The organism is Gardnerella sp. DNF01199S, assembly GCF_049244155.1.
Lineage (GTDB): Bacteria > Actinomycetota > Actinomycetes > Actinomycetales > Bifidobacteriaceae > Bifidobacterium > Bifidobacterium piotii.
The window spans coordinates 1028440-1047035 of sequence record NZ_CP058380.1 but is presented as its reverse complement, the minus strand read 5'-3'; the positions used below and the strand labels follow the sequence as shown (position 1 = coordinate 1047035).

Sequence of the window (18596 nt, the reverse complement as noted above, 5' to 3'; positions counted from 1 at the left end):
GACGCTAATATGGCACGCTCCACTGCTCGAAAGAGGGCATTGAACACTCTTTATGAGGCAGACGAGAAAAGTCAGAATATTCTTTCTTTACTCGACGAACGTTTGAAAGAGCCAGGCGCGCAAACTCCTCTTCCAGATTATGCTGTTGATATTATTCGCGGAGTAGGAGAGCGCAGAAATAGGATTGATAAAACCTTAAATCGCTATTCAACAGGCTGGAAAGTTGGAAGAATGGCGGTTATTGATCGCAATATTTTGCGCATTGCTGTTTGGGAGATTCTTCTAAACGACGAAGTGCCAGATAAAGTTGCGATTGATGAGGCAATTGCTCTTTCTAAAACATATAGTGACGATGAAGCAATCACCTTTATTCATGGTCTTTTAAGCGCAATTGTTTCCGATAAAGACGCTTGCTTGGCTAAGTTTAATGGTGAATCTGGTGAATCTGGTGAAGATGCTTCTGCGGAAGCTGCTGAATAAATTTTCTGTAATTGCTTTCCTATTTGGCTACAAATATCGTGTATTTTGACAGTTTCTTTACTTGCGTGTAAAGGAAAAGTCGAAATCTTGCGAAATGTTTCACGCGAATCTGCACTGCCTTCGTCAATCGAGACGAAGGCAGACCTCGCTTGCGTTGAAAGCACCCCATGCTTTCAACCTTGAGCAAGCTCGGCGCTCCGAATTGCTTTCGCATGCTACGCTTTGAGTGCGAAAGCAGGTCGGAGCGCATCGGCGCGTCGCCGTCCGCCAATATGAGTAGACTTGCCACGAATAACCTAAAGCCATAAGGGGGTTAAGGTGGACTATAACGACACCTTCGCCGGATTCGGCACTGATGATGCAGTATTAGTATTGGAAGACGGGCAAGTTTACGTTGGTAAACCATTTGGCGCAAAAGGTTCTACACGCGCTGAAATCGTGTTCTCTACAGGAATGACTGGTTACCAAGAAACACTCACTGATCCAAGTTATGATCAACAAATAGTTGTTCAAACGTTCCCACACATAGGAAATACGGGAATAAACGGCGAAGACCCAGAGTCGTCAAAAATATGGGTTGCAGGATACGTTGTAAAAGCTCCAAGTCCAAATGTTAGCAATTGGAGAGCTACTGGTTCCTTGGAAGATGATTTAGAAAAACAAGGTATTGTAGGAATCAGTGGTATTGATACAAGAATGCTGGTACGACATTTACGCTCAGTTGGCGTTATGCGTGCCGGCATTTTTTCTAATGATGCTCTTATAGACAAAACTACTGGAGCAATTCGCACGGTTGCATCTTTTGTAAATGAGATTAAAGAAACTCCTCAAATGCAAGGCTTGCGACTAACAGACGAAGTTAGTACGCAAGAAGCTTATACGATTGAGCCTTGCGGAGATTATGAGGGCAAAGAGCCGCTTTACACTGTTGTAGCTGTTGACTTTGGCATAAAAGCCATGACTCCTCACCGTTTGGCACAGCGTGGATGCCGTGTACACGTTGTAAGTTCCTCAATAAGCTTTGAGTCACTTCAAGCGCTTAACGCAGATGGCGTGTTCTTCTCGAATGGTCCTGGAGACCCTGCTCAAGCAAATCGCGAAGTGGAATTATTGCGTAACGTGTTAGATGCGGGCTACCCATTCTTTGGAATATGCTTTGGAAACCAATTGCTTGGTCGCGCGCTCGGCTTTGGAACATACAAGCTTAAGTTTGGTCATCGTGGCATAAATCAGCCTGTAAAAGACGTGACTACTGGAAAAGTGGAAGTTACGGCTCATAATCACGGATTTGCTGTAGACGCACCTATTGGCCAGACTGTTCAGTCTCCTTACGAAAATGGCCATTTTGGTCGCGTAATAGTGTCTCATGTAGATCTTAACGACAATGTTGTAGAAGGCTTGCAATGCCTTGATATTCCAGCTTTTTCTGTGCAATATCACCCAGAAGCAGCCGCAGGACCTCACGACGCATCATACTTGTTTGATCGCTTTGTAGAACTTATGCAAAATCACAAGAATAAAAGCGAAAAATAGTAGGTATAAAGAGATAAAAGGAATTTATAATGCCAAAACGCGATGATATTAAGTCTGTAATGGTGATTGGTTCTGGCCCAATCGTAATTGGTCAGGCTGCAGAATTCGACTATTCGGGAACGCAAGCTTGCCGAGTGCTTCACGAAGAAGGAATCCGCGTAATCCTTGTAAACTCTAATCCTGCTACGATTATGACGGATCCAGAGCTTGCAGACGCAACATACATTGAGCCAATAGACACGGCGATTTTGGAGCGCATTATTGCTAAAGAGAAGCCAGACGCGCTTCTTCCAACGCTCGGCGGCCAAACTGCTCTTAATGCCGCAATGGACTTGGGCCGTGCAGGAATCCTAAAAAAGTACAATGTGGAGCTTATTGGCGCATCTTTGGAAGCAATCGACCGCGGCGAAGATCGTGAGCTTTTTAAGAAAGTCGTAGAAAAAGCTGGAGCAGAAAGCGCAAAATCATTTATTGCTCACTCAATCGAAGAAGTAGACAAGATTGTTGAAACGCTTGGATACCCAGTAGTGGTACGCCCAAGCTTTACAATGGGCGGCTTAGGATCTGGAATTGCTCACAATCAAGAAGAATTACACCGCATTGCAGGAGCAGGCATCCACTATTCTCCAACAGACGAAGTGCTTATTGAAGAAGGCATTGAAGGCTGGAAGGAATTTGAGCTGGAGCTTATGCGAGATTCTAAAGACAACGTTGTTGTTGTGTGCCCAATCGAAAACGTTGATCCTGTAGGCGTTCACACGGGAGACTCGATTACTGTTGCTCCATGCTTTACGCTAACAGATCGCGAGTATCAAAAGATGCGCGATATTGGCATTGCGATTATTCGAGGCGTAGGCGTTGATACAGGCGGTTGCAATATTCAGTTCGCAATCAACCCTAAGACTGGTCGCATAATCGTAATCGAAATGAATCCGCGAGTTTCGCGTTCTTCTGCGCTCGCATCTAAAGCAACAGGATTCCCAATCGCAAAAATCGCTACAAAACTTGCTCTCGGCTACACTTTGGACGAAATCCAAAATGATATTACGCGTTCGACTCCTGCAAGCTTTGAGCCAACGATTGACTATGTTGTAACTAAGATTCCTCGTTTTGCGTTTGAAAAGTTCCCTGGAGCAGATACTACGCTTACTACTTCTATGAAGTCGGTTGGCGAAGCAATGGCTTTGGCTGGAAACTTCCAGGAGTCTCTTGGAAAAGCAATGCGCTCAATAGACAAGCGTCACGCATGCTTTAACTGGGACGGCGAGCGCCCAAGCAAAGAAGAAGTTAATAGACTTCTTGAAGAAATGCACACACCAACAGAGCACCGCTACTTGCAAATTCAGCGCGCGCTTTGGGGTGGAGCAACTCCAGAGCAGATTTTTGACGCAACAAAAATCGACCCATGGTTTGTTGAGCAGCTTTCGCTAATTAACAAAACAGCGCTAGAGGTTCGTGAAGCAGAAAACTTGACGCCAAAAGTGTTAAAGAGCGCTAAGCTTGCAGGCCTTTCGGATGTTCAAATTGCGCATTTGCGTAATCTTGGCGACGAAGGCGAAAACATGGTTCGAGAGCTTCGATGGGCCTATGGATTGCATCCTGTTTACAAAACGGTTGACACTTGCGCTGCCGAGTTCGACGCTGTAACGCCTTACTACTATTCTTGCTACGCTCAAGAAAGTGAGCTTAAGCCGCGCAATCGCGAAGCTGTGATTATTCTTGGATCTGGTCCAAATAGAATCGGCCAAGGTATTGAGTTTGACTACACTTGCGTTCACGCTGTTCAAGAGCTGGGTAAGGATTACGACACAATCATGGTTAATTGCAATCCTGAAACAGTTTCTACAGACTACGATATGTCGGATCGCCTCTACTTTGAGCCTCTTACTTTCGAAGACGTGCTTGAGATTTATCAAGCAGAAAAGAAACTTGGACCAGTTAAAGGCGTGATTGTTCAGCTTGGTGGTCAAACTCCGCTTTCGCTCGCTGCACGTCTTAAAGCTGCAGGCGTTCCAATTTTGGGAACGACTCCTGAGGCCATTGATTTGGCGGAAAATCGCGAGCTTTTCGGAGAGGTTCTTCGCCAAGAAGGCATGAATGCTCCGCGCTACGGCACGGCTTTAAGTCTTGAAGAAGCTAAAGATGCTGCTCACGCAATCGGATATCCGGTTCTTGTGCGACCAAGCTACGTGCTTGGTGGTCGTGGCATGGAAATCGTGTACGACGATGCTCAGCTTGCAAAATACGTAGATCGCGCTTTGCAAGAAGCTAGAGCAGACACTGTTGTTTCTGGTCGTTTACCTTCGCCGCTTTTGATTGATAAGTTCCTCCAAGATGCTATTGAGATTGACGTTGACGCGCTTTACGACGGCAACGAGCTTTATATTGGCGGAATTATGGAGCATGTTGAAGAGGCTGGTGTGCACTCTGGCGATGCTGCTTGCACTCTTCCTCCAAGCACGCTTTCCGACGATCAAATTCGCCGCCTTAGGGAAGGCACGCTTTCGATTGCTCGCGGATGCTCGGTTCGTGGTCTTATTAACGTTCAATACGCTTTTATGGCAAACACTTTGTACGTAATTGAGGCAAATCCTAGAGCGTCTAGAACTGTTCCGTTTGCTTCTAAAGCTACGGGTGTTGCTCTTGCTAAAGCTGCTGCTCGAATTATGTCTGGAGAAACAATCGAACAGCAGCGAAAGCGTGGTCTTCTTCTTCCAAAGGGAGATGGTGGAGATATTCATCCAGGCCAGCAGGTTGCTATTAAAGCTTCCGTCTTGCCTTTCAAGCGTTTCCGCACGCCTGTTGGTCGTACAGTTGATATTTTGCTTGGGCCAGAAATGCGCTCTACTGGAGAAGTTATGGGCTTCGACAGAGACTTCCCACATGCTTTTGCTAAGAGTCAGCTTGCAGCATACAAGGGCGGTTTGCCTACAAGTGGCAACGTGTTTGTGTCTGTAAGCGATGCAGATAAGAGGCAATTGCCGTTACTTGCAGTGCGCTTAGTAGAACTTGGATTTACGATTTGGGCTACAGAAGGTACGGCATCTGTTCTTAGACGCTACGGCATTGATTCCGTTATTGTTGACAAGCTCTCAAGCCAAGGCGACACGGCGAAGGATGTGCGAAATGACGTGCCTTCGCGCGAAAGAATCGGCAAAAACGTGGTTGAGCTGATTGAAAATGGTAAGATTGATATGGTGTTGAACACGCCGAATTCAAGAGGGTCGCGTACGGATGGTTATGCTATTCGTGCAGCTGCTGTTGCAGCAGACCTTCCGCAATTCACTACAATTACGGAGTTTGCACCAGTTCTTATGGCTATAGAAGCCGTTAAGAACAACGATTACCAAGTGATGAGCATTCAGGAGCATGCAAAGCAACTGTTTGCAATCGAGAAGGCAGAAAACGAAGAAAGTCGGGCTTAATACATGACCGAAAGTATACGAGAGCAGGAATTGCAGGCGCAAAGATCCGATTTTGGATTGCGTCTAAAAAACGCTATGGCAAAATATGGGCCATTATGCGTTGGCATAGATCCGCACCGCAAGATGCTGCTTAATTGGGGATACAATATGGATGCTCAAGGAGCAGAATTGTTCTCCATGCGTATGCTTCAAGCCATGAACGGCAGAGCTGCTGCCGTAAAATTCCAATCAAGCATGTTCGAGCGCTACGGGTCTAAGGGTTTCGCTGCGCTCGAACGAGTGCTGTATGCTGCAAGGCAAATGGATGTAATCACTATTGTTGATTGTGGTCATGGTGGTTTGTCTACAACAATCTCCGCTCTTGCAGACGCTTATTTTAAGCCAGATGCTCCTCTTCTTACAGATGCAATTACTCTTCTTCCATATTACGGAGCTAGGTCAATGGGTGGGTTGATTAATGAGGCTCTTAATAATGGCAAGGGTGTGTTTATTGCTTCGCTAACGTCTAATCGCGAAGGCGCTAGTTTGCAAACAGCAATTCGTCAAACTGGTTCATACCGTGGTACAACTGTTGCTCATGGTATTGCTCAAACTGCTCAAACTTTTAACAACAATACAAAGGGCATGGGTTCTGTTGGCTTAATTGTTGGAGCCACTATTGGAGATTGGATGAATGGCGGTGGAATCGATTTAACGAGTTTTACTGGCCCTATTCTTTCTCCAGGCTACGGCTGGCAGGGTGCGGAAGCTAACGATTTGAAAACGGTTTTTGCTGGAACTCACGGAAATGTTTTAGTAACTGTTTCTAGGTCTATTGCTTCGCACGGTCCAGATATTGGTGCATTATCTAATGCAACTGAACGAATAGCTTGGGATATTCGTCAAGCTTTAATGGATTCATAAAAATGATTTAAGAGAGTCAAATATGGTTAGTTTAGACAATACACAAAGTACGCAATCCATTAAAAGGCGATTGATTGTTCTTACTGGTCCTACTGCTGCTGGTAAGGGCACTGTTGAGGGGGTATTGCGCGAAAAACACCCTAATATTTGGCTTTCTGTTTCTGCGACTACAAGAAAGCCTCGCTATGACGAGTTTAATGGCATTCATTATTGGTTTATTGACGAAGAAGAGTTTGCTAGAAGGCAAAAGAACGGCGAATTTTTAGAGACTGCTCTTGTTCACGGAATGGCTCACTATGGTACTCTTCTTAAACCAGTTTTGGATCATCTTGCTCAAAACGTTCCAACGCTTCTAGAGATTGATCTTCAAGGAGCTAGAAGAGTAAAGCAAGAGGCTTCTAGACTTGGTTTGGAAGTTGTGTACGTGTTTATTGCTCCTCCTAGTTTTGAAGAGCTTAAGCGTAGGCTTATTGGTAGAGGTACAGAAACTCCTGAGCAACAAGCTAAGCGTTTGCAAACAGCAAAAGTGGAAATTGCTGCGTCTAGTGAGTTTGATTTTGTGATTGTTAATTACGATGCTAATCGCGCTGCGGACGAGCTTTGGAATATAATCGCTAAAGAATACGATTTAGATTAATCTTGATTAGTTTTAGTTTAGATTAGTTTAGATTAGTTCCAATCACTTTAGTTTAATTTTGATTAGTGTTTTGAATATCCTTGCAATAGCTTACAATTGATTATTTGGAAACTATTGTGGCACCATAGAATATGGAGAACATTATGGCATTGGGCACTAAGCCAACACCTACGGGACTTGCAAATCCGCCTATTGATGATTTAATGCAGCATGCGGATTCCAAGTATGCGCTTGCCTTGTTTGCCGCAAAACGAGCACGGCAGATTAATTCTTATTTCACACAGCTTAACGAGGGATTGTTGCAAAACGTTGGTCCTCTTGTTGAGTATAAGAACCAAGAAAAGCCTCTTTCTATTGCATTCCGCGAGATTAATAAGGGTTTGCTAGTAGAGAATCTTGGTGAAGACGATGTGAACGAAGGAAACTGAGTTTTCTTTTTCGTTTAATTGCAGCCGTATTATCCTTGCGCTTACAATCGCGTGTGGGTATGCGGCTGCGATTGTTTTAATGCGCGATTTATAGAGTTAGCTTGATTAGAGAGTTAGCTTGATTTATAAAGTTATAAAGTTATAAAGGGGAATTATGAAAGAGTCTAAACTTATTTCTGCAGAATCTGTTACGGAAGGTCATCCAGATAAGCTTTGCGATCAGATTGCAGATGCAATTTTAGACGACATGCTTCGTCAAGATCCCCATGCGCATGTTGCTGTTGAAGTTTGCGCTTGCGTAGGCCAATTTGTTGTTTTTGGCGAAGTTAGGGGAGAAGTTTACACAGATATTCCTGGAATCGTAAGAAAAGTTGTGCGCGAAGTTGGATACAACAGTTCTTCGGTTGGCTTAGACGCTGATTCTTGTGGAGTAATGGTTTCGCTAACTGAGCAAAGCGCGGAGATAAATCAAGGTGTTTCTAGATTAGATTTAGAATCCGAAAATCTTGCGTCTAAAGAAGAACGCTACAAAAATCAAGGAGCAGGCGACCAGGGCGTTATGTTTGGTTATGCTAGCGACGAAACAGACACTTATATGCCTCTTCCAATCTATCTTGCTCATCGTCTTGCTCAACGCTTATCTTATGTTAGAAAGTCTGGAATTGTGCCAAATCTTCGACCAGACGGAAAAACACAAGTAACAATCGAGTATAACGAAAAGTTAGAGCCTATTCGCTTAGATACTGTTTTGATTTCCACTCAACATAGCCCTAATGTAAGCGTTGATTGGCTTAGAGAACAGCTTGTTAAAAACGTTGTAGAGCCTGTTCTTAGTAAAGTCTTAGAAAATCGCGTTGATTATAGCGATTATAGAATGCTTGTAAATCCTACAGGGTCGTTTGTTTTAGGCGGTCCTGCTGCAGACTCTGGATTGACTGGCAGAAAGATTATTGTAGACACTTATGGTGGAGCCGCTCATCATGGTGGCGGAGCTTTTTCTGGAAAAGACCCTAGTAAGGTAGATCGTTCTGCGGCATACGCTGCACGTTGGGTTGCTAAGAATCTTGTTGCTGCAGGTTTGGCTCATAAAGTAGAAGTGCAAGTCGCGTACGCAATTGGTATTGCGGAGCCTGTTAGCGTAAATGTAGAAACTTTTGGAACAGAAGCCAACGGAATTACGCGTTCGGATATTTCTGCAATAGTTCGCAAAGTCTTTGATTTGAGACCAGCTGCGATTATAGACGAGCTTGATTTGCTTATACCAATTTACTCTAAGACTTCTGCTTATGGTCATTTTGGCAGAAGTGATGTTGAGTTTCCTTGGGAAAAGTTGAATCGTGTTGAACAGATTAAAAATGAGGTAAAATCATTAAAAAAATGATTTGAAGTTTTATAAGGATTAATTTTATAAGGATTATTAATGCTTGAACAGTCTTCGTTGCAGCCTTCTTTAGAAGGTTTAGCGAAAAAATCGCACAGGCGCAAAAAGGGTGGTTCAACACCAATCCAAGCGAGTAACTGTGCGATTGCGCATGTTGTTTTAGACGTTCAAGCACCTCATCTTGGAAAAACTTTCGACTACATTGTTAGCCAATCGCAAGATGAAGACGCAAAGCCAGGGGTTATGGTTCGCGTAAAATTCGGCGCAAGACGAGTTAACGGAATCATATGGAGCAGAAGCGATTCAAGCGAAACGCCAAAATCTTCCCTAAAGTTTATTGAAAAAATTATTTCTAGCGAAAAAGTTGCATCTAAATCTTTTATGCAAGATATTTCGTCAATTGCAGAAGCATATGGCGGAACTAGAGCGAATATTATTCGGCTCGCTTTGCCCAAAAGAATCGCTGGCGTAGATAAAGAGAATTTTTTAGACGATATTCACATGTCTAAAAGGCAAAAATGGACCATCGATTTTCGCAAAAGCTTAAAATCAAAAGATGACTGGCAACAGAATCAATATAGCGAATCGGAAAATCTTATAAAAACAACCGATGCTCGCATGTTTGCGTCTTACAAAAACGCGGACTTGTTAAAACAAGCTCTAGAAAACGTTCAAAAACCTTATTATTTGCATTCCAAAGATGATTTTACGTTAAATACTACGAATAATTACAAAGCTTTTCTTGTAGATGCTTTGCCAGGCGCGTTTAGGTGGGCGCAAGATTTAGCGTGGATTATTGCAAATGCTATAAGCGCGGGTCGTCAAGTTGCTGTTGTTTTGCCTACGATTCGAGAAGTGAGCGATGTTATGCGCTCGCTTATGGTTTACGGCCTTAAGCCTTATAAAAAGTCTCAAAATTCTAGCGGCGCTTTAAGCGGAGATGTTGCTCGTCTTTGCGCTTATGATTCTCCAGCAGATAGATATAGAGCGTGGAGAGCTATAGAAAAGGGCATTGTTCCGTGCGTTTTAGGAACAAGGTCTGCAATGTATGCGCCAGTTGAGTCGCAAGCGCTTTTTGTGATTGTAGAAGATAGCGCATATCAGTATGCAGACGGCATGATTCCTTACGCGCAAGCTAGAGGCGTTATGAGATTGCGCGCAAAAAATCATAATGGCGTATTTATTTCAATGTCTTTTGCAAGAAGCGTTATTAGCCAAAGCGAAGTTGAAAACAAAAAATTAGCTCCTTCGGTTAGTGGCCATTTAGTAGAAGTTACGCCTTTTAAGTCTGTTGTTCAAAATGCAAGTCCGTGGGTTCGTCTTTTAAATTCAAATAATTTGACTAAAATAAATGACCCGAGTGTAGGTTCTAGAATACCGTATACTGCGCTAACTTCGATTAGGCAAACTTTAGACGCTAAAATGCCTGTTTTGCTTGCCACATGCCAAGACAGTGCTATTCAAAAAGCTGCGTGTAAAAAGTGCCATTGTATTGCTCGTTGCAAACGTTGCACTGGTCCGCTTGACTTGCCTATAGACGGTTCTGCTCCTAAATGTGCGTGGTGCGGAAGTGTTGCAATAGGTTGGAAATGCTCGAATTGTGCGAGTAATTCTGGAGAGATTGAAGCTGTTCATATAGGCGTTAATTTTACAGCTAAAGAAGTGTTTAAGCTTTTTAAGGACGTTCCGATTATTGTTTCTTCCGCAAAACAAAAAAGCGGTGTTGTTGAGTGGATTGAGCAAAAGCCGATGATTGTTATTAGCGCGCTTGGATCGCAGCCGCGTGTTTTAAGCAATTCTAAAAATTCTTGCGGAGAATATGGTCTTGTTGCGATTTTAGACGCGTGGACGAGTCTTTATAACACGGGATTAGATGCTCGAATCGACACTTTGAACGCGTGGATGAAAGCAGCTGCTATGTGTGCTCCAAAAAGCAGGGACGGAAGCGTGCTTATTTTGGGAGAAACTTATGATGTTCTCGCTAAATCGTTAGAGGAGTGGGATTCTTCGATTCTTTCTAAGCAAGAGCTTAAAGAAAGAGAAGATGCGCTTTTGCCTCCATCTGTTTGCGTTGCAAGAATATGGGGTTTTAGGCAAGCTGTTGTAGATACGCTTAATGCGATTGGCGCAATGGGTGATTGCGTGTGTGAAGATATTAGTGAATACATTGCAAAAGTCGCAAGCAAAAATGGCGATTTAGATAGTTCTAGCAATCTTCCAATGTTAAAAGTCGAAACTAAAAATAATAGCTCTGTGGTTTCTGGCGATTCGAGTGAAGATTCTGGCGATTCGAGTGAGTCCGAATATCTTCCACCTTTACTTGGAATTGTTCCAATGAAACCTCCTTCAACATTGCGCGAGCAAAATTCTCAACGATTTGAAGAATTAAACGACAGAGTTAAAGCAGTTGTAAGAGTGCCATTAGAATATAGAGATGAATTAGTTAATCGTTTGAAAAAAGAATGTGCAAAGCATTTTGCAATGCGAAAAAGTGGAGAATTAAAATTTAGTGTAGATCCTAAGGATTTGTAAAATCACCAAAGGCTTATAAATAAAGACTTATGAATAAAGAGACTTATAAATAAAGAGGTGAAAATGGTTGAAAAATGCTACAATTGCGCGGTTTTGGGCAATCCCATATCGCACTCTCTATCTCCAGTTTTACACAACGCTGCATATAAGGCATTGGGCTTGAGAAATTGGCATTATGGTAAAGAAAAAGTTAGCGAAGAAGACTTAAAAGATTTTATTGCAAATCTTGATGATTCTTGGAAAGGCTTAAGCCTTACAATGCCACTTAAAAAAACGATTATGAGCTTAGGTGTAGCTTGCGACTATTGGGCAAAAACACTTGGAGTTGCAAATACTGCTGTGTTTAGTAAAAAGCCATGCATAGAAAATCCTGAGACGATTGAGCTTTGTAACACAGACGTAAATGGGATTGTAATGGCGTTAATGCGCGCTCTAAAATCTAAAATATTAGACGCAAAAAGTGCGGTTATTATTGGCAGCGGAAACACAGCGTCTTCTGCAATGGCAGCTTTAATAGAAATTGCGCAAGGCTCAAAATTGAGCAAAGTTAGTGTTGTTGCAAGATTGCAAAGCGATGGTAAAACTGTTAAAGGCGTTAGTAGATTTAACGATTTAGTAGATAAACATAACTCGGATTTTCCAAATAGCAGAAGAATAGAGCCGTCTAACTTGTATCTTAAAAACAAACGCGATTACAAGCCTGTTTGCGGTATAGAATTCCCTACTATTGATCCTGAATTTATAAAAATATCGCAAGATATAGAAAAATGTGATAAATCTCACATTCTAGAATCTATTTCTTCATTGGATGCAATTGAAGCAATTGCAAACGCAGATATTGTTATAAGCACTGTTCCAGCTCATGTAGCAGACGGATTAGCGCTAGCTTTGTGTGAATATTGCCAAGAAAAGTCAATAAAACATTTAGGAGCTTTGCTAGACGTTGTATATGATCCTCGACCAAGCCAGATACTTAAAGTTTGGAGAAAATACGGCATTGGTATTGGCGGAGAAGAAATGCTTTTACACCAGGCATTAGATCAAGTAAAACTCATGACTTTTGAATATAGATATGCGAGTGATGATTCGAGTGATGATTCTTGCACAAACAAACACCAATCTGACAAGGCTCCAGATTACGATTACATAAGAAGTTGCATGGAAAAAGCATTGCAGGAGGCGTTATGAGAACTGAAAATAGTGAATTCTCGCAGGTGGCAAGCGATTTTGAAGTAATGCTCATTACTGGCATGAGCGGCGCTGGCAGATCTCATGCAGCAAATGCTTTGGAAGACATGGGCTGGTATGTTATTGATAATCTTCCTCCAAAGCTGCTTATTCCGCTTGTAGACATGATGACGTCTTCTGGCTCTAAAGTGCATAAGCTTGCAGCAGTGATTGATGTAAGATCGCGCGGATATTTTGACGATCTTTTTGCTGTTTTGGGTCACATAGATGATTTGGGAGTAAAAACTCGAATACTATTTTTAGACGCTTCCGATTCTGTGCTTATTAAGCGATATGAGTCTGTGCGCAGGCCACATCCTTTGCAACGTGGTGGAAGACTTATTGATGGCATTTTAGAAGAGCGCGAGCTTTTAAGTCATCTTAAGGATTGCGCGGATATTATTATCGATACTTCTACTCTTAGTATTCATCAACTTTCAACTAAGCTTTACGAAGGCTTGCTTGGAAAAGGATCTTCTACTGTATCTGTTCACATTTTTAGCTTTGGATTTAAGTACGGAATGCCTATGGACGCAGACTTTGTAGCAGATATGCGATTTTTGCCAAATCCATTTTGGGTTCCAGAACTTAGAGATTTAACAGGCAAAGATAAAGCTGTTAGCGATTATGTTCTTAAAAACCCAGCCGCAATGGAATTCTTAGATTCCTACGAGAAAGCTCTTCTTACAGCAATCGATGGTTTTGCAAAAGAAGATAAGCACTATGTAACTATTGCAATTGGATGCACAGGAGGCCAGCATAGGTCTGTAGCTATTAGCATAGAGCTTGCAAAACGATTAAAATCTAGAGGATTACAGGTTACAGTGTCTGCTAGAGAGATGAGATCTAGAGCATGATTTAACAAATAATGCATTTTCTCCTACGGTGTTATGTAATATAAAAAGCAATATTAAAAGGTAAAATGTCCAAGTCATTGGGTACTACAGAAAGCCGAGCATGTAGATGTTTTTAGCATCGTGCAATGGCATCTTGCAAGAATCCCAACGCATACTTTAAGAAGAACAAAATAGGAGGTTTCCCTTGGCTCTTCTTGACGACGTAAAGAACGAACTCGTCGCAAATAATAGTGACCAACCAGCGGTTATTATGGCTCAAGCTGCAGCGATGATGCGTTTTGCTGGAGGTTTAAGGCCAGTTAATAATCAAGCTGTAATTAGAGCACAGTTTGATTCGCAAAATGCAGCACAATGGCTCGTAGATGTGCTTGAGACTTATTTCCAGCGGGAAGCGAAGATTTCTCAAGCTTCTCGTCAAACCCCTACGGGTGTTGTTACTCGTTACGAGGTTCTTGTTGATCGAGGAGCCGCAGCTTTAGCATTGCAATCTGGTCTTTTGGATCGCCGTATGCACATTGTTGCAGGCTTAGCTCCAGAGATTGTTAGTGGAAGCATTGCGCAAATTAAAGCCGCGTGGAGGGGAGCGTTTATAGCTCATGGTGCTATATCGGATCCTGGAAAAGCTAGTTATCTAGAGATTGTTTGCCCAACTCACGAGGCTGCAACAGCTTTGCAAGCTATGGCTGCACGTTTGGGTGTAAGCGCAAAGGCTCGTAAAGTTAAAAGCTCCGAGCGCGTTACTTTGCGTGATTCAGACGCAATTGAGCGTATGCTTAATTTGATTGGCGCTCCAAGGTCTTCTAGAGAATGGACTGGTAAGCGTTCTGATGGCGAAGCAAGAGGAAAAGCTAATCGTTTAGCAAACTTCGACGATGCAAATATGCGCAGAAGTGCTAAGGCTGCTGCAGAAGCTTGCGAAAAGGTTCGTCACGCTTTCGACGTTCTTGGAGACGATATTCCAGAAAATCTTTTGATGGCAGGCAAGTTGCGACTTAAGCACAGTGATGCAAGCTTGGAAGAGCTTGGCCATTTGGCAGATCCTCCAATCACAAAAGATGCTGTTGCTGGTCGTATTCGTAGACTTTTGCAACTTTGCGCTAAAGTCGAAAAATCTAGAATGTGAGTTGATTCTAGGATTAACTTTTGTAGCTACTAACTTTGATTAAATGCCGTATACACAAAGTATGCGGCATTTTTGTATCGCGCGATTTTGTTGTTGATTTTTATGTACATCTTTCTGTTGATTTTGTGCGTGCTTGTTGCGCATATGCGGTATAATCGTTTGTGGAATTTATAGACGTTTTAGCTTTGCTTTCGTCTTTTTTCTTGTTAAATTCGCCATCATGATTGGTTGAATCATGGTTTGGAAAGGATACCAATGAAGACACTTAAAGATTTGGGAGATTTGAGCGGCAAGCGCGTACTCGTTCGTGCAGATTTTAATGTTCCTCTTAAGGGCACGACTATCACAGACGACGGTCGTATTAAGGCTGCTTTGCCAACGATTAAAGCTTTGCGCGAGCAGGGCGCCAAGGTTATTTTAATGGCTCATCTTGGCCGTCCAAAGGGTCAAGATGTTCCAGAGCTTTCTTTGGCTCCAGTGGCAGCTCGCTTAGGTGAACTTCTTGGTGTAAATGTTGCTTTGGCTGCAGATACTTACGGCGAAGATGCTCAAGCTAAGGTTGCTGCAATGAACAATGGCGACGTTGTTTTGCTTGAAAACGTGCGCTTTAACGCCGAAGAAACCAGCAAGGATGCTGCTGAACGCGCTGAATATGCTAAGAAGATTGCTGCTCTTGGAGAAGTTTTTGTTTCCGACGGCTTCGGTGTTGTTCACCGCGCCCAGGGTTCAAATTACGATGTTGCTGCCGATCTTCCAGCTGCTGCAGGCTTGCTTGTTGAAAAGGAAGTTAAGGCACTTTCTCGTGCAACCGAAAATCCAGAGCGTCCTTTGACTGTTGTTCTTGGTGGCTCTAAGGTTTCCGATAAACTCGGCGTTATTGAAAACTTGCTTTCTAAGGCAAATCGCCTTGTTATTGGCGGCGGTATGGTGTTCACTTTCCTCAAGGCTTTGGGTCACGAAGTCGGTACTTCTTTGCTTGAGGAAGATCAGCTTGAGAAGGTTAAGGGATACATTGAAACCGCTAAGAAGAACGGCGTTGAGCTTGTTCTTCCAACCGATATTGTTGTTAACGCTGGTTTCCCAGCAGGAGATACTCCAGTTGCTCCAGAAGTTGTTCCAGCGGATGCTATTCCAGCAGACAAGATGGGCTTAGATATTGGCCCTGATTCTCAAAAGCTTTTCCACGACAAGATTGTTGATTCCAAAACTGTTGTTTGGAATGGACCAATGGGCGTGTTTGAGGTTCCAGAGTTTGCTGCTGGTACTCGCGCTGTGGCTCAGGGCTTGGTTGACGCCACTAAGAATGGTACTTTCACTATTGTTGGCGGTGGTGATTCCGCTTCTGCAGTTCGTAACCTTGGATTTGCGGAAGATGGCTTCTCTCACATCTCCACTGGTGGCGGCGCTTCTCTCGAGTTCTTGGAAGGTAAGACTCTTCCAGGCTTGAGCGTGCTTGAGTAAATAACTTTAAGATATTATGCCGACTTCGATTTTATGAATTAATTTTGTAAATCGAGGTCGGCATAATGTTAATTTTATCTTTATAACAATTCTTAAGGGTGATTATGGGTGTGAATAGAAAACCGCTAGTTGCAGGCAATTGGAAGATGAATTTCAATCACCTCGAAGCCACTCATTTTATTCAAAAATTCTGGTGGATGCTTTGCGATTCTCACTTCGATTGCAAAAAATGCGATATTGCGCTTATGCCATCGTTTACATCCTTAAGAAGCGTACAAGTTTTAGTTGAATCCAGCAATATTCCTATTCTTTACGGAGCGCAAGCTGTTTCCGTTACAACTCAAGGCGCGTTTACTGGAGACGTTTCTGCAGATATGCTTGCAAGTCTTGGCTGCTCAATGGTGATTGTAGGCCATTCCGAGCGTAGAAAGTATCATCCAGAAGACGATGCGAATATTGTTGACCAAGTGCGCGCTGTTCTTGCAGCTGGAATGCAACCAATTTTATGCGTTGGCGAAAGCTTCGAGGAGCGCAAGCAAGGTATAGAGCTTGATTTTGCGGTTGGTCAAGTTCACGACGTTACTCGTGACTTAGATTCTAAGCAAGCAGAGCGTTTGATTATTGCGTACGAACCAGTTTGGGCTATTGGAACTGGCATGGTTGCTACAGCGCAATCTGCTCAAGAAGCAGCTTTTGCGATTAGAGACGATTTGCGCCGCACTTTTGACGATAATGTTGCAAATTCCGTGCGTATTCTTTATGGCGGATCTGTAACGTCTTCTAATGCGTCAAGCTTAATTAGTGAGCCAGATGTGGATGGATTCCTTATTGGAGGAGCGTCTTTAGATGTTGAAGAGCTTGCTTCTATTGTTAAACTCGCGTCTTATAAAAATCGCGAATGATTTAGCGAAAGATTTAGTGCTGATTTAACATATATTTAGCTTATAGGTCAATGGCTTTTACTATGCTTTACAGAGTACTAAAAACAGGAGGTTACTTGTGTCCGCTGTGAAAATTGTTTTGCAAGTGTTGCTTGTGCTCACCAGCATTTTGTTAACATTGTTGATTTTGATGCACAAGGGCAAGGGCGGCGGCCTTTCCGATATGTTCGGCGGCGGTTTAACGAAGAACGCTGGTAGCTCTGGTGTTGCAGAAAAGAACTTGAATCGTTGGACTGTTATTATAGCTTTGATTTGGGTGGCTGTTATTGTTGCCTTGAATCTTATGACTAAGTTCTCACTTATCTAAGTATTCTTTTAAGCGCGTAGTCGAAAGATTGCGCGCTTTTGTTTTATAAGCAGAGCAGGTGTACATTTTGCTATGCTTTTTAAGATGTTAGAAGATGTTAGACTAATTAAAATACATTAGGTTATTGTTATGCTTCATTTTTCTCCTTCTCTTGTGGTAGCAGATCTTGATGGCACTATGCTTCATGATGCTAATGCTTTTGAAAGCAGATATTTAAGCCAAGAAACTGTTAGCGCTTCTAAGCGTTTGAGTGAATGTGGAATTCCGCTTGCGATTATTACTGCTCGACCTGTTGGAAGTGCTTTTGATTTTATTCACGATTTGAATGCTCAAGTTTGCGCGTACCTTAATGGTGCTCTTATTGATTTTGACTGTGCTCACAGCACGATAGGTGAGCTTACTTCGCAAAGAAGCCTTGATACTCTTACGCGTTTTGGATTTGATTCTCAACATGCTTGTAGTGTGTGTTTGCGCTTGCTTAATGAGATTCCTACGCTTCGCATTGGCATTGTTATGAACGATGTTCGTTACACTAATTTTGATGTTCGTATGCTTTGGAGCGAGCAGGATTTTGTTATTACCGATTTTTCTAATGTTCCAAGTGGCATTGCAGACAAGATTATTATTGTTCCTCGAGAGAGTGAGAAGGAAAAACTTCAGAGCATTCTTCCAAGTGATTTTTCGCTACACATTAGCGAAGATGTTTTGTGGATGCTTACGAATCCCCTTGCAAACAAAGGTCATGCTTTGAACGTTATTTGCGATCGTTTGGGTGTAAAGCCTAGTCGCACAGTCGTTTTCGGAGACGATATTATAGATATAGACATGTTCCGCGCAGGGGGATACGGTGTAGCGGTATCGAATAGTAATCCTCGGTTGCTTGCGATTGCGGACGAGGTTTGTGATTCCAACAACAATAATGGCGTTGCTACCTGGCTTAATTCAAATCTTTTTACTAGATTGTGAATAACCCACCTTTCGTTACCGGCGAAGTTGTGTGACGAATTCTTTCGTAGAGAGTCAAACGGAAAGCTTGGTGACATTATCAGTGAAGAGAAGAAATCTACCATTAAAGTCGGAGCAGCTAAAGATCTCAATGGAGAATACCCATTTTTCATTAGTGGTGATGCTGTACTTTCTTGTGATAAACCACTAGTTAATAATCGACCCATTTATATTCCAAATGAGATTGAACTTAAGGTGTTTAATAGCATTGGATATGCCTGCTTATACGACTATATCGTATAATCAACGTGAAAATAGAGCTTTGATAGCTCTCCGTGATTGGCTTTTACCTATGCTCATGAACGGGCAAGCGACAATCGAAGATTAGGCAGCTAAATTATCATTTCTCTATCCAT

At 42.7% G+C, this 18596-nt stretch carries 15 protein-coding genes; all 15 read left to right on the top strand.

All coding sequences use genetic code 11. From position 1 onward, the window contains the following. The first annotated feature begins 9 nt into the window (after positions 1–9). The 15 genes from nusB to HXT45_RS04095 all read left to right on the top strand — a co-directional run bounded on the left by nusB (position 10) and on the right by HXT45_RS04095 (position 18201). Positions 10–480 carry a transcription antitermination factor NusB gene (gene nusB, locus HXT45_RS04165; RefSeq protein WP_004133060.1) on the top strand — a complete coding sequence of 157 codons (471 nt, stop codon included), beginning with the start codon at positions 10–12 and terminating at the stop codon, positions 478–480. A 318-nt stretch (positions 481–798) separates the two neighbouring features. Next, entirely contained in the window at positions 799–2013 is a 1215-nt protein-coding gene (gene carA / locus HXT45_RS04160) for a glutamine-hydrolyzing carbamoyl-phosphate synthase small subunit (protein WP_421781340.1), read from the top strand. 29 nt (positions 2014–2042) lie between these two features. Further along, positions 2043–5438, top strand: a complete 3396-nt coding sequence (gene carB, locus HXT45_RS04155) for a carbamoyl-phosphate synthase large subunit (RefSeq protein WP_116689533.1) — start codon at positions 2043–2045, stop codon at positions 5436–5438. A 3-nt stretch (positions 5439–5441) separates the two neighbouring features. After that, positions 5442–6341 (top strand): orotidine-5'-phosphate decarboxylase, encoded by a 900-nt coding sequence (gene pyrF / locus HXT45_RS04150; RefSeq protein ID WP_016635439.1) that lies wholly within the window; start codon positions 5442–5444, stop codon positions 6339–6341. A 22-nt stretch (positions 6342–6363) separates the two neighbouring features. Continuing rightward, the gene (gmk, locus tag HXT45_RS04145) at positions 6364–6978 is read left to right on the top strand and encodes a guanylate kinase (RefSeq protein WP_421781338.1); all 615 of its coding nucleotides are present in this window, start codon (positions 6364–6366) and stop codon (positions 6976–6978) included. Positions 6979–7121: 143 nt separating this feature from the next. Then, on the top strand, positions 7122–7406 hold the full coding sequence (gene rpoZ / locus HXT45_RS04140; protein ID WP_004130985.1) for a DNA-directed RNA polymerase subunit omega: 285 nt from the start codon (positions 7122–7124) through the stop codon (positions 7404–7406). Positions 7407–7560: 154 nt separating this feature from the next. After that, entirely contained in the window at positions 7561–8787 is a 1227-nt protein-coding gene (gene metK / locus HXT45_RS04135; RefSeq protein WP_115761913.1) for a methionine adenosyltransferase, read from the top strand. A gap of 39 nt (positions 8788–8826) precedes the next feature. Then, on the top strand, positions 8827–11319 hold the full coding sequence (locus HXT45_RS04130) for a primosomal protein N' (RefSeq protein WP_421781336.1): 2493 nt from the start codon (positions 8827–8829) through the stop codon (positions 11317–11319). A gap of 63 nt (positions 11320–11382) precedes the next feature. Next, positions 11383–12507, top strand: a complete 1125-nt coding sequence (locus HXT45_RS04125; RefSeq protein WP_115793959.1) for a shikimate dehydrogenase — start codon at positions 11383–11385, stop codon at positions 12505–12507. Then, complete coding sequence (rapZ, locus tag HXT45_RS04120) at positions 12504–13403, top strand: RNase adapter RapZ (protein WP_016785003.1); 900 nt, start codon at positions 12504–12506, stop codon at positions 13401–13403. The genes HXT45_RS04125 and rapZ overlap by 4 nt, the downstream gene beginning before the upstream one ends. Before the next feature lie 184 nt (positions 13404–13587). Next, a complete protein-coding gene (gene whiA, locus HXT45_RS04115) occupies positions 13588–14526 on the top strand; it encodes a DNA-binding protein WhiA (protein ID WP_004130980.1) in 939 nt (312 codons plus the stop codon). A 255-nt stretch (positions 14527–14781) separates the two neighbouring features. Further along, positions 14782–15987 (top strand): phosphoglycerate kinase, encoded by a 1206-nt coding sequence (locus HXT45_RS04110; RefSeq protein WP_248901215.1) that lies wholly within the window; start codon positions 14782–14784, stop codon positions 15985–15987. 104 nt (positions 15988–16091) lie between these two features. After that, positions 16092–16889, top strand: a complete 798-nt coding sequence (tpiA, locus tag HXT45_RS04105) for a triose-phosphate isomerase (protein ID WP_016829597.1) — start codon at positions 16092–16094, stop codon at positions 16887–16889. 97 nt (positions 16890–16986) lie between these two features. Then, on the top strand, positions 16987–17235 hold the full coding sequence (gene secG / locus HXT45_RS04100) for a preprotein translocase subunit SecG (RefSeq protein WP_004115170.1): 249 nt from the start codon (positions 16987–16989) through the stop codon (positions 17233–17235). A gap of 129 nt (positions 17236–17364) precedes the next feature. After that, positions 17365–18201, top strand: coding sequence for an HAD hydrolase family protein (locus tag HXT45_RS04095; RefSeq protein ID WP_004130977.1), 837 nt, complete (start codon positions 17365–17367; stop codon positions 18199–18201). Positions 18202–18596 lie beyond the last annotated feature (395 nt).